This window comes from Modestobacter sp. VKM Ac-2984, assembly GCF_026967985.1.
Classification (GTDB): Bacteria; Actinomycetota; Actinomycetes; order Mycobacteriales; family Geodermatophilaceae; genus Modestobacter.
On record NZ_JAPVBJ010000008.1, the window covers coordinates 161,306 to 177,815 of the forward strand.

General features: G+C 74.3%; 15 protein-coding genes and 1 tRNA gene. 10 read left to right on the forward strand and 6 right to left on the reverse strand.

What is annotated here, in order from left to right; all coding sequences use genetic code 11:
* Nucleotides 1-38 precede the first annotated feature (38 nt).
* Genes eno through O2W16_RS16775 form a run of 4 tightly spaced genes read left to right on the forward strand, consistent with a single transcriptional unit; the run spans nucleotide 39 to nucleotide 3,399 of the window.
* Nucleotides 39-1,322 (forward strand): phosphopyruvate hydratase, encoded by a 1,284-nt coding sequence (eno, locus tag O2W16_RS16760; protein ID WP_269159954.1) that lies wholly within the window; start codon nucleotides 39-41, stop codon nucleotides 1,320-1,322.
* A gap of 13 nt (nucleotides 1,323-1,335) precedes the next feature.
* Nucleotides 1,336-1,899 (forward strand): FtsB family cell division protein, encoded by a 564-nt coding sequence (locus O2W16_RS16765; RefSeq protein ID WP_269159955.1) that lies wholly within the window; start codon nucleotides 1,336-1,338, stop codon nucleotides 1,897-1,899.
* A 4-nt stretch (nucleotides 1,900-1,903) separates the two neighbouring features.
* Nucleotides 1,904-2,452: a DUF501 domain-containing protein gene (locus tag O2W16_RS16770; protein WP_269159956.1), complete on the forward strand. Its 549-nt coding sequence runs from the start codon at nucleotides 1,904-1,906 to the stop codon at nucleotides 2,450-2,452.
* The gene (locus O2W16_RS16775) at nucleotides 2,449-3,399 is read left to right on the forward strand and encodes a Ppx/GppA phosphatase family protein (protein WP_269159957.1); all 951 of its coding nucleotides are present in this window, start codon (nucleotides 2,449-2,451) and stop codon (nucleotides 3,397-3,399) included. Before O2W16_RS16770 ends, O2W16_RS16775 begins: the two co-directional genes overlap by 4 nt.
* 139 nt (nucleotides 3,400-3,538) lie before the next feature.
* On the opposite strand, the gene O2W16_RS16780 is transcribed toward O2W16_RS16775, so the two are convergent.
* Nucleotides 3,539-3,844, reverse strand: a complete 306-nt coding sequence (locus O2W16_RS16780) for a DUF4235 domain-containing protein (RefSeq protein ID WP_269159958.1) — start codon at nucleotides 3,842-3,844, stop codon at nucleotides 3,539-3,541.
* A gap of 62 nt (nucleotides 3,845-3,906) precedes the next feature.
* On the opposite strand from O2W16_RS16780, the gene O2W16_RS16785 reads away from it, so the two are divergent.
* The 4 genes from O2W16_RS16785 (at nucleotide 3,907) to O2W16_RS16800 (ending at nucleotide 7,178) form a co-directional block, all read left to right on the forward strand.
* Complete coding sequence (locus O2W16_RS16785) at nucleotides 3,907-4,671, forward strand: uracil-DNA glycosylase (protein WP_269159959.1); 765 nt, start codon at nucleotides 3,907-3,909, stop codon at nucleotides 4,669-4,671.
* A 49-nt stretch (nucleotides 4,672-4,720) separates the two neighbouring features.
* Nucleotides 4,721-6,136 (forward strand): NAD(P)/FAD-dependent oxidoreductase, encoded by a 1,416-nt coding sequence (locus tag O2W16_RS16790; RefSeq protein ID WP_269159960.1) that lies wholly within the window; start codon nucleotides 4,721-4,723, stop codon nucleotides 6,134-6,136.
* 36 nt (nucleotides 6,137-6,172) lie between these two features.
* Nucleotides 6,173-6,246: transfer RNA gene (locus tag O2W16_RS16795), tRNA-Leu, on the forward strand.
* Nucleotides 6,247-6,365: 119 nt separating this feature from the next.
* Complete coding sequence (locus O2W16_RS16800) at nucleotides 6,366-7,178, forward strand: Bax inhibitor-1/YccA family protein (RefSeq protein ID WP_269159961.1); 813 nt, start codon at nucleotides 6,366-6,368, stop codon at nucleotides 7,176-7,178.
* 172 nt (nucleotides 7,179-7,350) lie between these two features.
* Here O2W16_RS16800 and O2W16_RS16805 read toward each other — a convergent pair whose 3' ends face one another.
* Both O2W16_RS16805 and O2W16_RS16810 read right to left on the reverse strand, forming a co-directional pair.
* On the reverse strand, nucleotides 7,351-8,571 hold the full coding sequence (locus O2W16_RS16805) for an acetyl-CoA C-acetyltransferase (protein WP_269159962.1): 1,221 nt from the start codon (nucleotides 8,569-8,571) through the stop codon (nucleotides 7,351-7,353).
* A gap of 104 nt (nucleotides 8,572-8,675) precedes the next feature.
* The gene (locus tag O2W16_RS16810; protein WP_269159963.1) at nucleotides 8,676-9,695 is read right to left on the reverse strand and encodes an SGNH/GDSL hydrolase family protein; all 1,020 of its coding nucleotides are present in this window, start codon (nucleotides 9,693-9,695) and stop codon (nucleotides 8,676-8,678) included.
* 88 nt (nucleotides 9,696-9,783) lie between these two features.
* Between O2W16_RS16810 and O2W16_RS16815 the strand changes: the two genes are divergently transcribed.
* A complete protein-coding gene (locus O2W16_RS16815) occupies nucleotides 9,784-11,145 on the forward strand; it encodes a DUF2252 domain-containing protein (RefSeq protein ID WP_269159964.1) in 1,362 nt (453 codons plus the stop codon).
* On the opposite strand, the gene O2W16_RS16820 is transcribed toward O2W16_RS16815, so the two are convergent.
* The 3 genes from O2W16_RS16820 to O2W16_RS16830 all read right to left on the reverse strand — a co-directional run bounded on the left by O2W16_RS16820 (nucleotide 11,138) and on the right by O2W16_RS16830 (nucleotide 15,144).
* On the reverse strand, nucleotides 11,138-11,602 hold the full coding sequence (locus tag O2W16_RS16820; RefSeq protein WP_269159965.1) for a GNAT family N-acetyltransferase: 465 nt from the start codon (nucleotides 11,600-11,602) through the stop codon (nucleotides 11,138-11,140). The genes O2W16_RS16815 and O2W16_RS16820 overlap by 8 nt on opposite strands.
* 61 nt (nucleotides 11,603-11,663) lie before the next feature.
* Nucleotides 11,664-13,658, reverse strand: a complete 1,995-nt coding sequence (locus O2W16_RS16825; protein ID WP_269159966.1) for a VWA domain-containing protein — start codon at nucleotides 13,656-13,658, stop codon at nucleotides 11,664-11,666.
* Between the two features lies 1 nt (nucleotide 13,659).
* Nucleotides 13,660-15,144: a sigma 54-interacting transcriptional regulator gene (locus tag O2W16_RS16830; RefSeq protein WP_269159967.1), complete on the reverse strand. Its 1,485-nt coding sequence runs from the start codon at nucleotides 15,142-15,144 to the stop codon at nucleotides 13,660-13,662.
* A gap of 78 nt (nucleotides 15,145-15,222) precedes the next feature.
* Between O2W16_RS16830 and ilvA the strand changes: the two genes are divergently transcribed.
* On the forward strand, nucleotides 15,223-16,449 hold the full coding sequence (ilvA, locus tag O2W16_RS16835) for a threonine ammonia-lyase (protein WP_269159968.1): 1,227 nt from the start codon (nucleotides 15,223-15,225) through the stop codon (nucleotides 16,447-16,449).
* The last annotated feature ends 61 nt before the right edge of the window (nucleotides 16,450-16,510 follow it).

The following is a 16,510-nucleotide window of genomic DNA, read 5'->3' on the forward strand; positions in this document are numbered from 1 at the left end:
GTGCCGCAGGACCCCGGGAGCTGGCTAGGCTGCAGCCCGTGGCCAGCATCGATGCAGTAGGCGCGCGGGAGATCCTCGACTCGCGCGGAAACCCCACCGTGGAGGTCGAGGTCGCACTCGACGACGGGACGATCACCCGGGCCGCCGTGCCCAGCGGCGCCTCGACCGGCGCCTTCGAGGCGGTGGAGCTCCGGGACGGCGGTACCCGCTACGGCGGCAAGGGCGTGACCCAGGCCGTCGACGGCGTCCTGGACGTCATCGGCCCCGAGCTCGTCGGTTACGACGCCGCCGAGCAGCGGCTGGTCGACCAGCGGCTGATCGAGCTCGACGGCACCCCGGACAAGTCCCGGCTCGGGGCCAACGCGATCCTCGGCGTCTCCCTCGCCGTCGCGAAGGCGGCCGCGGAGTCCGCGGGCCTGCCGCTGTTCCGCTACGTCGGCGGCCCCTCGGCGCACCTCCTGCCGGTGCCGATGATGAACATCCTCAACGGTGGCGCGCACGCCGACAGCAACGTCGACGTGCAGGAGTTCATGATCGCCCCGATCGGCGCGGCGAGCTTCGCCGAGGCGCTGCAGGTCGGCACCGAGACGTACCACGCCCTGAAGGCGGTGCTGAAGAAGCGCGGCCTGGCCACCGGCCTGGGTGACGAGGGCGGCTTCGCCCCGTCGCTGCCCAGCAACCGGGACGCCCTCGACCTCATCGTCGAGGCCGTGCAGGCCGCCGGGTACACCGTCGGCACCGACATCGCCTTCGCCCTGGACGTCGCCGCCACCGAGTTCCACACCGACGGCGGCTACGACTTCGAGGGGCAGACCCGGTCGGCGGAGTACCTCATCGACTACTACAAGGGCCTGGTCGACGCCTACCCGATCGTCTCGATCGAGGACCCCCTCGACGAGGAGGACTGGGCCGGCTGGGTGTCGATGACGCAGGAACTGGGCGATCGCGTGCAGATCGTCGGCGACGACCTGTTCGTCACCAACCCGACCCGGCTCGCCGACGGCATCGCCCGCGGCGCGGCGAACGCGCTGCTGGTGAAGGTGAACCAGATCGGCACGCTCACCGAGACCCTGGACGCGGTCACCATGGCCCACCGGGGCGGCTACCGGTCGATGATGAGCCACCGGTCGGGGGAGACCGAGGACACCACGATCGCCGACCTCGCCGTCGCCACCGACTGCGGGCAGATCAAGACCGGTGCCCCGGCCCGCAGCGAGCGCGTGGCCAAGTACAACCAGCTGCTGCGGATCGAGGAGGAGCTGGACGACGCCGCGCGCTACGCCGGCGCCGCCGCGTTCCCGCGCCTGGCTGCGCGCAGCTGAGCCAGCGCACGACGTGAGCACCGCCCGCACCCGCCGCGCCCGGCCCGGTGGCACCCGCCGCCGGAGCTCGTCGCGGCCGGTGCGGGCCGGTGCCCGCGGCGCGGCCGACAACCGGCCGGGCCGCCGCACCACCCGGCGCCCGGCCCGGAGCACCGGACCCCGACGCGGCCCGCGGTTCACCGGCCGCGCCGTGCTGCTGGGTGCGCTGGTGCTGCTGCTGGCCCTGACCCTCGCCGGCCCGCTGCGCCAGTACGTGGCCGGGCAGCAGGAGCTGGCCGAGCTGGCCGCCGAGCAGCAGGCGCTCGACCAGCGCGCCGCCGACCTCCAGGCCCAGCTGGACCGCCAGGCCGACCCGGCCTACATCGCCCAGCAGGCCCGGGAGCGGCTGACCATGGTGCTGCCCGGCGAGCGGCTGGTCGTCGTCGGGGACGCCGGCGATCCCGGGGACACCGCGCAGCCCCCGGCCGGCAGCACGGCACGGAACGCGCCCGTGCCCTGGTACGAGGGGCTGCTCGGCTCGCTCGCCGCAGCCGACGGCGACCCCCCGGCGACCGATCCGGGCCCTCCCGCAGACTAGGGACGTGCACAGTCCCGACCCTGCGCCGGTCTCGCCGCCGGTCACCGCCGCCGAGCGCGCCGTCATCGCCCGTCAGCTCGGACGGCCGCCACGCGCCCTCGTCGGCGTCGCGCACCGCTGTCCCTGCGGCCAGCCCGACGTCGTCGAGACCGCGCCCCGGCTGGAGGACGGCACCCCGTTCCCCACGCTGTACTACCTGACCTGCCCGCGGGCCACCGCCGCCGCCAGCCGGCTGGAGTCGGCCGGGAGGATGCGGGACTGGCAGGCGGAACTGGCCACCGACCTGGAGCTGGCGGCGGGCTACCGCGCGGCGCACGAGTCGTTCCTCGCCACCCGCGACTCCCGCGACGTGCTGCCCACCCGGGCCAGCGCCGGGGGGATGCCCGACCGGGTCAAGTGCCTGCACGCCCTGGCCGGTCACGCCCTGGCCGCCGGGCCCGGGGTGAACCCGATCGGTGACCGGGCGGTCGCGGAGATGGGGGAGTGGTGGGCGGCCGGTCCGTGCGCCCAGCCCTCACCCGAGGACCCGGCCGACGTCCGGGACCAGGCGTGACCCGGGTCGCCGCGATCGACTGCGGCACCAACTCGATCCGCCTGCTGGTCGCCGACGTGCCCGTCGAGGGCCCGCACACCGACCTGCTCCGGCGGATGGAGGTCGTCCGGCTGGGTCAGGGAGTCGACGCGACCGGCCGGCTGGCGCCCGAGGCGATCGAGCGCACCCGCCTGGTGCTCGCCGAGTACGCCGCCCAGGCCCGGGAGCTGGGCGCCGACCGGGTGCGGATGGTGGCCACCAGCGCCAGCCGGGACGCCGCCAACCGCGAGGACTTCGAGGCGATGGTGACCGCCACCCTGGGCCAGCTGCCCGACGTGGTCACCGGCACGGAGGAGGCCGAGCTCTCCTTCCTCGGGGCCACCGCCTCGCTGGCCGCCGCCGCGCAGGCCCACGGCTCGGCGGCCCCGCGGCCGCCGTACCTGGTCGTCGACATCGGCGGCGGTTCGACGGAGTTCGTGCTCGGGGACGCCGGCGGGGTGCGGTCCGCCCGGTCGGTGGACGTCGGCTGTGTCCGGCTGACCGAGCGGCACCTGCGCAGCGACCCACCGCCCCCCGACGAGGTGCAGGCCGCCGAGGCCGACGTGCGCGCAGCCCTGGAACTGGTCGCCGCCGCGGTGCCGGTCGGCGAGGCCGCGACCCTGGTCGGGCTGGCCGGCTCGGTGACCACGGTCGCGGCCCTGGCGCTCGGCCTGCCCGCCTACGACCCGGTCGCCATCCACGGGTCACGGATCCCGGTGGGCGCCGTCCGCTCGGTCGCCGCCGGCCTGCTGACCGCCACCCGGGCCCGGCGGGCCGCCTCGCCGGTCATGCACCCGGGCCGGGTCGACGTGATCGGCGCCGGCGCACTGGTGCTGCGGGTGGTCATGGACGCGTTCGACCTCGACGAGGTCGTCGTCAGCGAGCACGACATCCTCGACGGCATCGCCCTCCGCCTCGCGCGGCCCTGACGCCGCCTGCGGCGTCAGGGCCGTACGGCGGCCCCCCTGCAGGGTCCCGCCGCGAGCTTGCGAGCGGTGGGCAGCGGCCCCCTCCAGGGCACCGCCCTGAGCTTGCGAAGGGTGGGGAGGAGGGGGTCCTCCTGCTTCTTCAGGCGGCGCTGTCGGCGTTGACGCCCGGCGGCAGGCTGCCGGTGATCTTCTCGTAGACGGTGGCGGCACCGGCGGCGGCGACCAGCCGGCCGGCGGCGTACAGCGCGCCGGAGACCGCGGCCCAGGCCAGCGCGTCGGGCCAACTGACGCCGGGTGCGGTCGGGTTCTTCGGCGGCGGGTAGCCGCGCACCTTCTCCCACGTCGTGTCGGCGAGCTTCTTGACCACGATCCCGGCCGGGATGGCCATCGCAGGGCCGAGCAGCTTGTACAGCAACGGGGTCTTCACCTTCTGCTTCTTCGCCACCCCCCGATCATGCCGTGGGGGCGGTCGGCGCGCGCTTCGCAGTCGCGTGCTGTGCTGTCCGGGTGGCACGCGACGCCGACGGCTACCCCGTCACCCGCAGCCCGGCCGGGGTCGTCCGCGCCGCCGCCGGCAGCCGTGAGCTGGCGGTGCTGGACGAACGCATCTCCGGCTGCCGGGCCTGCCCGCGGCTGGTGACCTGGCGCGAGGAGGTGGCCCGGGTCAAGCGGGCCTCCTTCCGGGCGGAGGAGTACTGGGGGCGCCCGGTCCCGGGGCTGGGGCCCGCCGACGCGCGGATCGGGGTGGTCGGCCTGGCCCCGGCCGCACACGGCGGGAACCGCACTGGCCGGGTGTTCACCGGTGACCGCAGCGGCGACTGGATCTTCGCCGCGCTGTGGCGGGCGGGGCTGGCCAACCAGCCGACGTCGGTGGCCAGGGACGACGGGCTGGAGCTCACCGACGTCCGGGTGTGCGCTGCGGTGCGGTGCGCGCCGCCGGCCAACGCCCCCACCCCGGAGGAGCGGGACACCTGTTCCCCCTGGCTGGCCCGGGAGCTGGCGCTGCTGCCCCGGCTGCGGGTGGTCGTGGTGCTCGGCGGGTTCGGGTGGACCGCGCTGTGGCCGGTGCTGGCCGGCGCCGGGGTGCCGCTGCCGCGGCCGCGGCCGGCGTTCGGGCACGGCGTGGAGGTGTCGCTGGCCGGCCCGAGCGGCCCGCTGACCCTGCTCGGTAGCTACCACGTCAGCCAGCAGAACACCTTCACCGGCAGGCTCACCGAGCCGATGCTGGACGCGGTGCTCAGCCGCGCGAAGGAGCTGGCCGCCGCAGACTGACGCAGCCGCCAGGGGTTTGCCGGGGCCCCGGCGGGCCTACGGTGAGGTCATGGCCCAGCGACCGGTGATCCTGATCGTGGGCGGCGGCTACGTCGGCCTCTACACCGCCCTGCGGTTGCAGAAGAAGCTCCGCCGCGGTCGGGTGGAGATCATCGTGGTCGACCCCCAGCCGCACATGACCTACCAGCCCTTCCTGCCCGAGGCGGCGGCCGGCTCCGTGGAGCCCAGGCACGTCGTCGTCCCGCTGCGGCGCACGCTGGAGCAGTGCCGGGTGATCACCGGTGCGGTGGCCGGGCTCAGCCACGCCGACCGGACCGCGACGGTGACACCGGCCGAGGGCGACTCCTTCGAGCTGCGCTACGACGTGCTGGTGATGGCCGCCGGCTCGGTCGCCCGCACCCTGCCCATCCCCGGTCTCGCCGAGCACGGCATCGGCTTCAAGAACGTCGGCGAGGCCATCTACCTGCGCAACCACGTGCTGGCCCGGTTGGACGCCGCGAGCTCCACCGACGACCCGCAGGTGCGCCGGCGGGCGCTCACCTTCACCTTCGTCGGCGGGGGCTACGCCGGGATCGAGGCGTTCGCCGAGCTGGAGGACATGGCCCGCTACGCGCTCGAGCGCTACTACCCCCGGCTCTCCCCGGCGGACATGCGCTGGGTCCTGGTCGAGGCGACCGGCCGGATCCTGCCTGAGGTCGACGCCGACATGGGTGCCTGGACCGTGCAGCAGCTGCAGGCACGGGGGATGGAGGTCAAGCTCAACACGACGCTGGACTCCGTCTCCGACGACGGCGTCGTCCGCACCGGCGACGGCGACGAGTTCGCCAGCGACACCCTGGTGTGGACGGCGGGCACCAAGCCGCACCCGATGCTCGCCCAGACCGACCTCCCCCTGGACGAGCGCGGCCGGGTGCGCTGCCGGGCCACGCTGCAGGTCGAGGGCCCGGACGGCGCGGTGCTGGCCGGCGCGTGGGCGGCCGGTGACCTGGCCGCCGTCCCGGACCTGACCAAGGACGAGCCCGGCGCCACCACCGCCCCGAACGCCCAGCACGCGGTGCGCCAGGCCAAGCGGCTGGCCGACAACATCGTGGCCGTGCTGAACGGTGAACAGCCGGTGGAGTACCGGCACGCCTACGCCGGGTCGGTGGCCAGCCTCGGGCTGCACAAGGGGGTGGCCCAGGTCTACGGGGTCAAGCTCAAGGGCCGGCCGGCCTGGCTGATGCACCGGGCGTACCACGTCAGCCGGGTGCCCACCCTCAACCGCAAGGTCCGGGTGGTCGCCGACTGGGCGCTGGCCTCGGTGTTCCGCCGCGAGGTGATCGCGCTCGGGCAGCTGCAGAACCCGCGGCGGGAGTTCGTCGCCGCGGCCACCGGCGGCCAGGCCCCGTCGATCCCGCCGCCGAGCCATGCCCCAGGGGACCAGAGCGAGGCGGACCTGGACCAGTCGGGCCCCCGGGCCAGCTAGGGTCCCGGGCGGGCCTGCGGGCCCCTTGGCGCGATCGCCCCCGTAGCCCAATCGGCAGAGGCAGACCCCTTAAAAGGGTTCCGGTGTCGGTTCGAACCCGACCGGGGGCACCCGTCCGGGTGGTCCGGGGCCAACGGGAACTACCGGCACTGACCTGGCGTTACACCAGACAGCGTGGGGCGGACGAACTGAGCCCCACGGCCCGACCAGTCACCTCGAGGAGATGACGATGCCCAGCAGCAACCCGGCCTTCCGGGGCCTCCCGGCAGCCGGCAACGGCCCGTCCGCCGGCTGGGGCTCCGCCCCGCAGCAGACGTACGGCGGGGCACCCACCCAGCACGACCCGTACGCCGCACCGTCGCCGTACGCCGCCACCGACCGCGCCTACATGACGATGGACGACGTCGTCACCAAGACCGGCCTCAGCTTCCTCGTGACGGTGCTCTCCGCGGCCGTGACCTGGGCCGTGCTGCCGGACAGCCTCGCGCTGGGCCTGACGCTCCCGGCCGTCCTGGTCGCCCTCGTCCTCGGCCTGGTGATCGCGTTCAAGCAGGTCGCCAACCCGGTCGCGACGCTGACGTACGGCGCTCTCTACGGCGTCGCGCTCGGCGCGATCAGCGAGACGTTCAACGACCAGTACAGCGGCATCGTCTCGCAGGCGCTCATCGGCACCTTCGGTGTCTTCGCCGGCATGCTGGTGGTCTACAAGACCGGCGCCATCCGGGTCACCCCGAAGCTCACCCGGTGGATCGTGGGCGCGCTCTTCGGCGTCCTGGCGCTCGTGATCGTCAACCTGGTCGCCAGCTTCTTCATCCCGGGCGGCCTGGGCCTGCGCGACGGTGGCCCGCTGGCCATCATCTTCAGCATCGTCGTCATCGGCGTCGCGGCGTTCACGCTGCTGCTGGACTTCGACATGGCCGACGAGGCGATCCGCCGCGGCGTCGAGCCGAAGTTCGCCTGGTACATCGCCTTCGGCCTGCTCGTCACGGTCATCTGGCTGTACATCGAGATCCTGCGGCTGCTCAGCTACTTCCGCGAGTGATCGCAGGGCCCCGTCCCGGGGCCTGACACACCAACGACCGTGGCCCGGTCCCCGCGAGGGGGCCGGGCCACGGTCGTTCGTGCGGGTCCTGCTGCGTTGATCACCGGCATCCGGCGGTGCCCGGCGGCGTGCCGAAGAGCCAGATGCCGATGATCAACTGGTCGTCATGCGCTCAGGAGAGGCGCTCCAGCACCATCGCCATGCCCTGGCCGCCGCCGACGCACATGGTCTCCAGGCCGAACTGGCCGTCCCGGGCGCGCAGCCCGTTGAGCAGCGTGCCGGTGATCCGGGCGCCGGTCATGCCGAACGGGTGCCCGACCGCGATCGCGCCGCCGTGCACGTTCAGCTTGTCGATGTCGATGCCCAGGTCCCGGTAGCTGGGGATGACCTGCGCCGCAAAGGCCTCGTTGATCTCCACGAGGTCCATGTCCGAGATGGACATGCCGGCCCGGGCCAGCGCCTGCTGCGAGGCTGCGACCGGGCCGTAGCCCATGATCTCCGGCGACAGCCCGGTGACACCGGTGGAGACGATCCGGGCCAGCGGGGTGATGCCGAGGTCCTGCGCCTTGCGGTCGCTCATGATCACGAGCGCGGCGGCGCCGTCGTTGAGCGGGCAGGCGTTGCCCGCGGTCACCCGGCCGTCGGGGCGGAAGACCGGCTTCAGCCCGGCGAGCGCCTCGAGGGTGGTGCCGGCGCGCGGGCCGTCGTCGGAGCTGACCACGGTGCCGTCCGGCGTGGTGACCGGGGTGATCTCCCGCTCCCAGAAGCCGCTGGCGATCGCCTGCTCGGCCAGGTTCTGGCTGCGCACGGCGAACTCGTCCATCTCGGCGCGGGAGACGTCCTTGAGCAGCGCGAGGTTCTCCGCGGTCTGGCCCATGGCGATGTAGGCGTTGGGGAGTTCGCCGTCCTCGCGCGGGTCCTGCCAGCTCTCCGCGCCGCTCTCGGCGGTCTTGGCGACCCGGGCCTCGGCGTCGGCGAAGCGCGGGTTGTGGGTGTCCGGGATGGCGTCGGAGTTGCCCTTGGTGAAGCGGGACACCAACTCGACGCCGGCGGAGATGAACACGTCGCCCTCGCCGGCCTTGATCGCGTGCAGCGCCATCCGGGTGGTCTGCAGCGAGGAGGAGCAGTACCGGGTGATCGTCGTCCCGGGCAGGTGGTCCATCCCCAGCAGGACGGCGACGACCCGGCCCATGTTGAAGCCCTGCTCACCGCCGGGCAGCCCGCAGCCCAGCATCAGGTCGTCGATGTCGGTCGGGTCCAGCTGCGGCACCTGGTCCAGCGCCGCCCGGGTGATCGTCGCGGCCAGGTCGTCCGGGCGGAAGTCCTTCAGCGACCCCTTGAACGCGCGGCCGATGGGGGATCGGGCGACGGCGACGATGACGGCTTCGGGCATGGGTCCTCCACGATGAGGGCGCGCCACCTCGAGGGCGGCGACGGACGTCAGATGCCTCCCGAACCTACCCCCGGGTAGCTGCGCCACCCACGGTGGCGTGGAGCTCAGTGCGGCGCGACCTCGAGGGCGGACTCGTCCGCGCGCTCCGGCGTCGAGATGTCCGGGGGGCGCCGCCGGCGGAGCCGGGCCCACGGGCCGCGGGGACCGGACTCGTTCCCGCGGACGGCGGTCGGCTGCACCTCGGTGCCGGACCGGCCGGCGGCGCGGGCCGCGGCCTGGGCGACCGGCCGGACGGTGTCCCGGCGCAGCCGCAGGCCGCGGTCGGCTGCCGCCGGCCAGACGCCGATCGAGTCGGCGATCGAGGGGAGCAGCGAGGCGGCGGCTGCGGCGTAGCCGGCCGCGGACGGGTGGAACTCGTCGTGGCTGAACAGCGTCCGGTCGCTGGCGAACGAGGGACCGAGGACCGAGCCGAGGGAGACGGTGCGCCCGCCCTCGGCCACCACGGCGATCGTCTGCGCAGCGGCCAGCTGGCGGCTCCAGCGCCGGGCCAGCACCCGCAGCGGCTGGGCGATCGGCCGGATGGTGCCCAGGTCGGGGCAGGTGCCGACGACGGCCTGGCAGTCGGCGGCGATCAGCTGGCGCACGGCCTCGGCGAGCGCCCGCACCGAGTCCGCGGGCCGGGCCCGGCTGGTGACGTCGTTGGCGCCGATCATGATCAGGGCGACGTCCGGCCGTTCGAGCAACGCCTGGTCGACCTGGGCGGTGAGGTCCTTGGACACGGCCCCGGACCGGGCGAACTTGGCCAGCCGGACCGGCCGCTCGGCCAGCTCGGCCAGTGCCGCGGCGATCAGCACACCAGGGGTCTCCCCGGCTCTGTCCACCCCGAGCCCCACGGCGCTGGAGTCGCCGAGCACCGCGAGCACGATCGGCTTGCCGCGGCCACGGCCGTACACGCCGTTGCCGGTGGGCGGGTCGGCGTCGGACGGGTTCGCCTTGACCCGGCGCCGGGCGGCCCTCGCCTCCTCGCGCAGCAGGGTCACCAGGGCGGCTCCGGCGAGCCCGACGCCGCCACCGCCGTAGGCGGCACCGGTCGCCAGCCGCCGCGCCCTGCTCGCTCGCGTCACGCGGCCCGTCCCCTCTCCCCGGCTCCCCGGCCGCATGGCGCGGTCGAGAGTGCTGATCTCCAGGCTAGCCACCCCCTACGGTTGTGCCGTGGCCGACCGCACCGAGATCACCCCTGCTGGCGAGCACCCCGACGACCGGCAGCAGCAGATCGTCGACGTCCTCGTCGACGCCTTCTCCGGCCTGATGGCCGCCGACGCCGATGCCTTCCGGACCAAGTTCCGCAAGATGGCGGCGGACCCGTTCGCCTTCTACCGCGGGTCGGCGTGCCTGTTCTACGCCGACATGGCGACGCTGGAGGACCGCTGGTGTGACGAGCGGACGTCGCGCGTGTGGATCCAGGGTGACCTGCACGCGGAGAACTTCGGCACCTACATGGACGGTCAGGGGCGGATCGTCTTCGACGTCAACGACTTCGACGAGGCCTACCTCGGCCACGTCAGCTGGGACGTGCGCCGGTTCGCCGCCAGCTTCGCCCTCCTCGCCTGGCGCAAGGCCCTCGGCGACGACGTGATCGACGCCGTCCTCCGCCGCTACCTGGAGTCCTACCTGGACCAGGTGCACGCCTTCGTCGCCGCCGACGACGACCGCTCCTTCGCCCTCCGCCGGGAGAACACCGAGGGTGCGGTGCACGAGCTCGTCCTGGAGACCACCGAGCACACCCGGATCGCCCTGCTGGAGCGGATGACGGTGATCGAGGGGCACCAGCGCCGCTTCGCCGACCGCCCGCGCACCCGCCGGCTGGACGACGCCGAGCGGGACCGTGTGCTGGCCGCGGTGGAGCGCTACCGGGAGACCCTGCCGCCGGGCAAGCGCCGTCGGGAGGTGACCTACGACGTCAAGGACGTCGTCGCCACCGGTGGCTTCGGCATCGGCAGCGCCGGGCTGCCGGCCTACAACGTGCTGATCGAGGGGTACGACCAGGCGCTGGAGAACGACGTCGTCCTGTCGATGAAGCAGGGCAACGTGCCGGCCCCCAGCCGGGTGGTGACCGACCCGGAGATCCGCCGGCACTTCGAGCACGAGGGGCACCGGACGGCGATGAGCCAGCGGGCGCTGCAGTCCTACGCCTCGTCGTTCCTGGGGCACACCGAGATCGACGGCATCGGCTTCGTGGTCGCCGAGCTCTCGCCCTACGAGCTGGACCTGGACTGGGACGACCTGACCGAGCCCGAGGAGATCCTGCCGGTGGTCGCCCAGCTGGGGCGGGCCACGGCCAAGATGCACTGCGTCGGGGACGCCGACAGCGACCACGAGCTGGTCGACTTCCAGACCGAGGAGGCGATCACCGAGATGATCGGCGACCGGCGGGAGGAGTTCATCGCCGACCTGACCGCCTTCGCGCACTCCTACGCCGAGCGGACCCGCGCCGACCACCGGCTCTTCGTCAACGCCTTCCGCTCCGGCAAGATCCCCGGGGTCAGCTCCAGCGGAGCCCACCCGGTCACCTGATCGGCAGCTCGATCACCATGCCGCGGTGCCCGCCCACCGGCCGCAGGTCGTACTCCTCGGTGACGAACGCGAAACCCAGCCGCTCGTAGAAACCGACGGCGGACGCCCGGGCATCGCACCAGACCAGCTGCCCGCCGAGAGCCGACACCCGGGCCAGGCCCTCGGCCACCAGGGCCCGGCCGGCCCCGAGCCCCCGCACCCGCGGATCGGTGGCCATGCCCCGCAGCTGCCAGGAGCCCTCGCCCTCCCGCCAGGGGCAGTCGCGCGGGTGGAAGCGGACCACGCCGACCACCTCGTCCCCGTCGATCCGGGCGGCCAGGTGCAGCGTGTACGGGGCGTCGTCCTCGTCGATCTCGACCGGCCGACCCTGACGGAGCTCCTGGGCGCGCAGCGGGTAGGTGGTCGCCGCGTCCACCTGTTCGATGGTGATCGTCCCGGTCTCCGCCTCGGTGGTCACGACAACAGTCTCCCCGATCCCGGCTCAGCCCGTCGTCTGCGCACCGGGCAGCTACGTTCGGTCACCGGCCGCGGCGGCCGCGGCGCGCGCGCAGGTAGTCGGCGACGACGTACTCGCCGAGCCGCTCGCTGTCGGGCTGGAACACCCGGCCGCCGGCTCGCGCGGTGATGTCGTGCACGAACTCGACCAGCCCGGGCTCGGGGTCCAGGGCGAAGACGTTGAGCGTCGCGCCGGAGCGGGCCACCCGCTCCACCTCGGCCACCGTGCGGGCGATCGTCTCCGGCATCGGCGGCCAGCAGAAGTACGGCGTCCCGTCGTCCTCCAGGTGGGCGGTCGGCTCGCCGTCGGTGACCACCAGCACCACCGGCTCGGCGTCCCGGTGCCGGGCCAGGAAGCGGCGGGCCAGCATCAGGCCGTGCTGCAGGTTGGTGCCCTGCAGGGTGTCCACGCTCAGCTCGGCCAGGGTCTCCGGGCGCAGCACCTGCGCGGTGGAGGAGAAGCCGATGATCTCGATGGCGTCCTGCGGGAACTGGGTGGTCACCAGCGAGTGCAGGGCCATCGCCGTCGACTTGGCCGCGCCCCAGGTGCCGCGCAGGGCCATCGAGTAGGAGAGGTCGACCAGCAGCGCCACCGCGGCCCCGGTGCGCCGTTCGGTCTCCACCACCTCGAAGTCCTCGACGGCGATCTGCACCCGGCGCTGGCCCTCCTCGCGGGGGCTGCCGGCGCTGCGCAGCACCGCGTTGCGCACCGTGCGGACGACGTCCAGCGGCTGCTCGTCGCCGAAGCGCCACTCCCGCGAGGCGCCGGTCAGCTCCCCGGCGGCGCCGGCGTCGGCGACGTCGTGCTCCCCGCGGCCGGTGGCCGACAGCTTCGCGAAGACCCGGCGCAGCGCCGTGGCGCCCAGCCGGCGGACCGCCTTGGGCGAGAGCTGCAGCGCCCCCTCGGAGCGGTCGAGCCAGCCCTGCCGCTCCAGCTCGCGTTCCAGCCGGCGGAGCGCGGCGAGGTCGTCGACGGCCGATCGGCCCAGCGCCTGCTCCAGCAGCTCCTCGTCGACGTCGGCGAGCGAGGCGCCGGCGTAGCCCTGGGACAGCTGTTGGGACAGCGCCTCCAGGTCCGCGAGCTCGGCGACGGCGGTCGTCGCGTCGCCCAGCCCCAGCGGCTGGTCCCCGTCCGGGACGGGGCCGCGCTGGCCCCACGGCAGGTCCGGCCGGGCCTGCCGCAGCGCGTCGGACAGGTGCGCCATCTCGCTCTGCAGCCCGAGGTCGCCCATCGCCTGGCCCATCAGGTCCTGCAGCTCGGCGCGCTGCTCGGGGGAGAGGCCGGCCATCATCCGCTCCTGCGCGGCGGCGCGGCGGGCGAGGGAGTCGATCAGCTCCTCCACCGACTGGGGGTCGTCGGGGAAGAACTGGCCGTGCTCCGCCATGAAGTCGGCGAACTGCTGGTCGGTGTCCTCGCCCCGGTTGTGCGCGTCGACGAGCGCGGACAGGTCGGCGACCATGTCCTTGACCGCCTGCATCGCAGCGCCGTCGCCGTCCTGCATCTGCTGCAAGGCCTGCTTCATCCCCTGGAAGGAGCTGTCCAGCACCTCCTGCCGGAGCAGGTCCTCGATCTCCCGGTAGGCCCGGGCGGCCTCCGGGGAGCGCCAGGCGTGGTCCTTGAGCGCGCGGACGGCCCCGGCGGTGTCCTCCGGCAGCGCGTCCAGTTCGGCCTCGGCCAGCCGGGCCGCGTCGTCGGGATCGGGGAACAACGCAGTCCGCTCGGCCTCGACGGCCCGGTCCAGCAGCTCCCGGACCTGTTCCAGCGTGCCGTCCAGCCGGCCGGCCTCGCGGGCCTGCCGCAGCCGGTCCCGGACGTTGCGGCGCAGCTGGTCCAGCCCGCGCCGGCCGTCGACGCCGCGGCGCAGCAGGTCCCGCATCGCCTCCCGGACGCCGCTGCCGGCCAGCACCTGGTCGCCGATCTCGTCGACCGCGGCCGCCACGTCGTAGGGCGGCGCCAGGGGGTCGGGGCCGCCCCGCCACTTGCCGTACCGGTACCCGCCGTGCCGTCGCTGCGGCATGTCAGGCTCCGTAGACCGTGCGCGAGCCGTCGGTGTCCTTGGCCAGCCGCCGGGTCAGCCACAGCCCTTCGAGCGCGAACTCGACGGCGGCGGCGGCCTGCTCGGCGGACTGCTCCCCCTCGGGGACCCCCAGCCGGCCCAGCAGTTGCGCCAGGTGCGGGATCGTGCCCAGCTGCCCGAGCAGGACGGCGGCCGGCACCAGGTCACCGGACTCCACGGTGTCCCCGCCGGTGAAGTGCTCCTGCAGGCCGGTCAGGTCCAGGCCGCCGCAGCGGGCCCGGAAGGTCTGGGCGGTGGCCTGCCGGAGCAGGTGCTCGAGCACCTCGAGGCTGCGGTCGTCGTCGGCATCGTTGCCCGCGTCGGCGAACTCCACCTTGCCGCGGCTGGCCGGGACGATGCTGGGCAGGTCGACCACCCGGGCGACCGGCCGGCTCTCCCCGGCGACCGCGGCCCGGCGCACCGCCGAGGCGGCCACCGTCTCCAGCCCGGCGATGGCGAACCGGGCGCTGACCCCCGAGCGCTGGTCGACGTGGCTGGACTCGCGGACCAGCCGGGTGAACCGGGCGACGATCTCCACCAGGTGCTGGGGCACCAGCGGGGTGGCGAACTCGCCGCTGCCGCCCAGCCAGGTGGTCTGCGCCTCCTGCTCGAGCAGCCGCACCTCGTCGGCGAGCTCGATCGGGTAATGGGTGCGCACCTCGGCGCCGAACCGGTCCTTGAGCGGGGTGATGATCCGGCCGCGGTTGGTGTAGTCCTCGGGGTTGGCGCTGGCCACCAGCAGCAGGTCCAGCGGCAGCCGCACCCGGTAGCCGCGGATCTGGATGTCCCGCTCCTCCAGCACGTTGAGCAGGGCCACCTGGATCCGTTCGGCCAGGTCGGGCAGCTCGTTGACGCTGAAGATGCCGCGGTTGGTGCGTGGCACCAGCCCGTAGTGCACCGTCTCCGGGTCGCCCAGGGTGCGGCCCTCGGCGACCTTGATCGGGTCGACGTCGCCGATCAGGTCGCCGACGCTGGTGTCGGGGGTGGCCAGCTTCTCGCCGAACCGCTCGCTGCGGTGCAGCCAGCCGACCGGGGTCGCGTCGCCGTGCTCGGCGACCTGCCGGTGCCCCCAGACGCTGATCGGCTGCAGCGGGTGCTCGTTGAGCTCGCTGCCGACCAGCACCGGGGTCCACTCGTCGAGCAGGCCGACCAGGGTGCGGATCAGCCGGGTCTTGCCCTGGCCGCGTTCGCCGAGCAGCACGAGGTCGTGCCCGGCGATGAGCGCCCGTTCCACCTCGGGGACGACGGTGTCCTCGAACCCGACGATGCCGGGCAGGGTGGGCTCACCGGCGGCCAGCCGGGCGAGCAGGTTCTGGCGGATCTCGGCCTTGACCGGCCGGGGGGTGGCTCCGCTGACGCGGAGCTCGCCCAACGTCGTCGGAGCAGGAGCCTGGGCAGCGGGAGGGGTGGGGGACTGGGAGGTCCCCGTCAGTGCGGCGTCCGTCACCTCGACCACGGTACGACGGACCTGTGACAGCCGGGTGTCCGTCGGCCCGCGCACCTGGGGACTGCGAAGATCGACGGCGTGTCCGTCCCCGGTGCAGTCCCCCTGGTCAGCGGGGCCGACGTCGAGTCGGCCGCGCACCTGCTGGACGGCGTGGTGCGCCGGACGCCGCTGGAGCACTCCCGGGCACTGGCCGAACGGGTCGGTGGCCCGGTGTGGCTCAAGTGCGAGAACCTGCAGCGCACCGGCTCGTTCAAGATCCGCGGCGCCTACACCCGGATCGCCCGGCTCAGCGACGCCGAGCGCGCCCGGGGCGTGGTTGCGGCCAGCGCCGGCAACCACGCCCAGGGCGTCGCGCTGGCCGCCCGCGAGCTCGGTGCGGCCGCGACCGTGTTCATGCCGGAGAGCGCCCCGCTGCCCAAGGTCGCCGCCACCCGCGGCTACGGCGCGGACGCGCGGCTCGGCGGGGAGACCCTCACCGAGGCGATCGTCTCGGCGGTGGAGTTCGCCGACCGGACCGGTTCGGTCTTCATCCACCCCTTCGACCACCCCGACGTCATCGCCGGGCAGGGCACCGTGGGCCTGGAGGTCCTCGACCAGTGCCCCGACGTGGCGACGGTGGTGGTCTGCACCGGCGGCGGCGGCCTGGTCTCCGGGATCGCCGCGGCGGTGAAGGCCCGCCGGCCCGACGTCCGGGTGGTCGCGGTCCAGGCGGAGATGGCGGCCGCCTTCCCCGCCTCGCTGGCTGCCGGCCGTCCGGTACCGCTGACCAGCATGGCGACGATGGCCGACGGCATCGCCGTCGCCGCGCCCGGCGACCTCACGCTGGCGCACGTCTCCGGCCTGGTCGACGACGTCGTGACGGTCAGCGAGGGCGACCTCTCCCGGGCGCTGCTGTTCTGCCTGGAGCGGGCCAAGCTGGTGGTCGAGCCGGCCGGGGTCGCCGCGGTGGCCGCGCTGCTGGCCGACCCGGCCGCGTTCGCCCCACCGGTCGTCGCGGTCGTCTCCGGCGGCAACATCGACCCGGTGCTGATGATGAAGGTCGTCCAGCACGGCATGGCCGCTGCCGGGCGCTACCTGTCGCTGCGGGTGCAGGTGCCCGACCGGCCCGGCTCGCTCGCCGGGCTGCTGCGGGAGCTGGCCGGGCTGGCCGCCAACGTGCTCTCCGTCGAGCACGAGCGGTTGACGCCGCGCCTGGTGCTGGGCGAGGTGGAGGTCGGCGTGCACCTGGAGACCCGCGGCCCCGACCACGCCGAGCACGTGCTGGCCGCGCTGTCCGCCGCCGGGTACGCCCCGCGCGTCGACTGATCCACGCGACCGATGAGTTCTCCCCGCGGGGCGGGTCTGCACCCCTGAGCCGTCGCGCCGC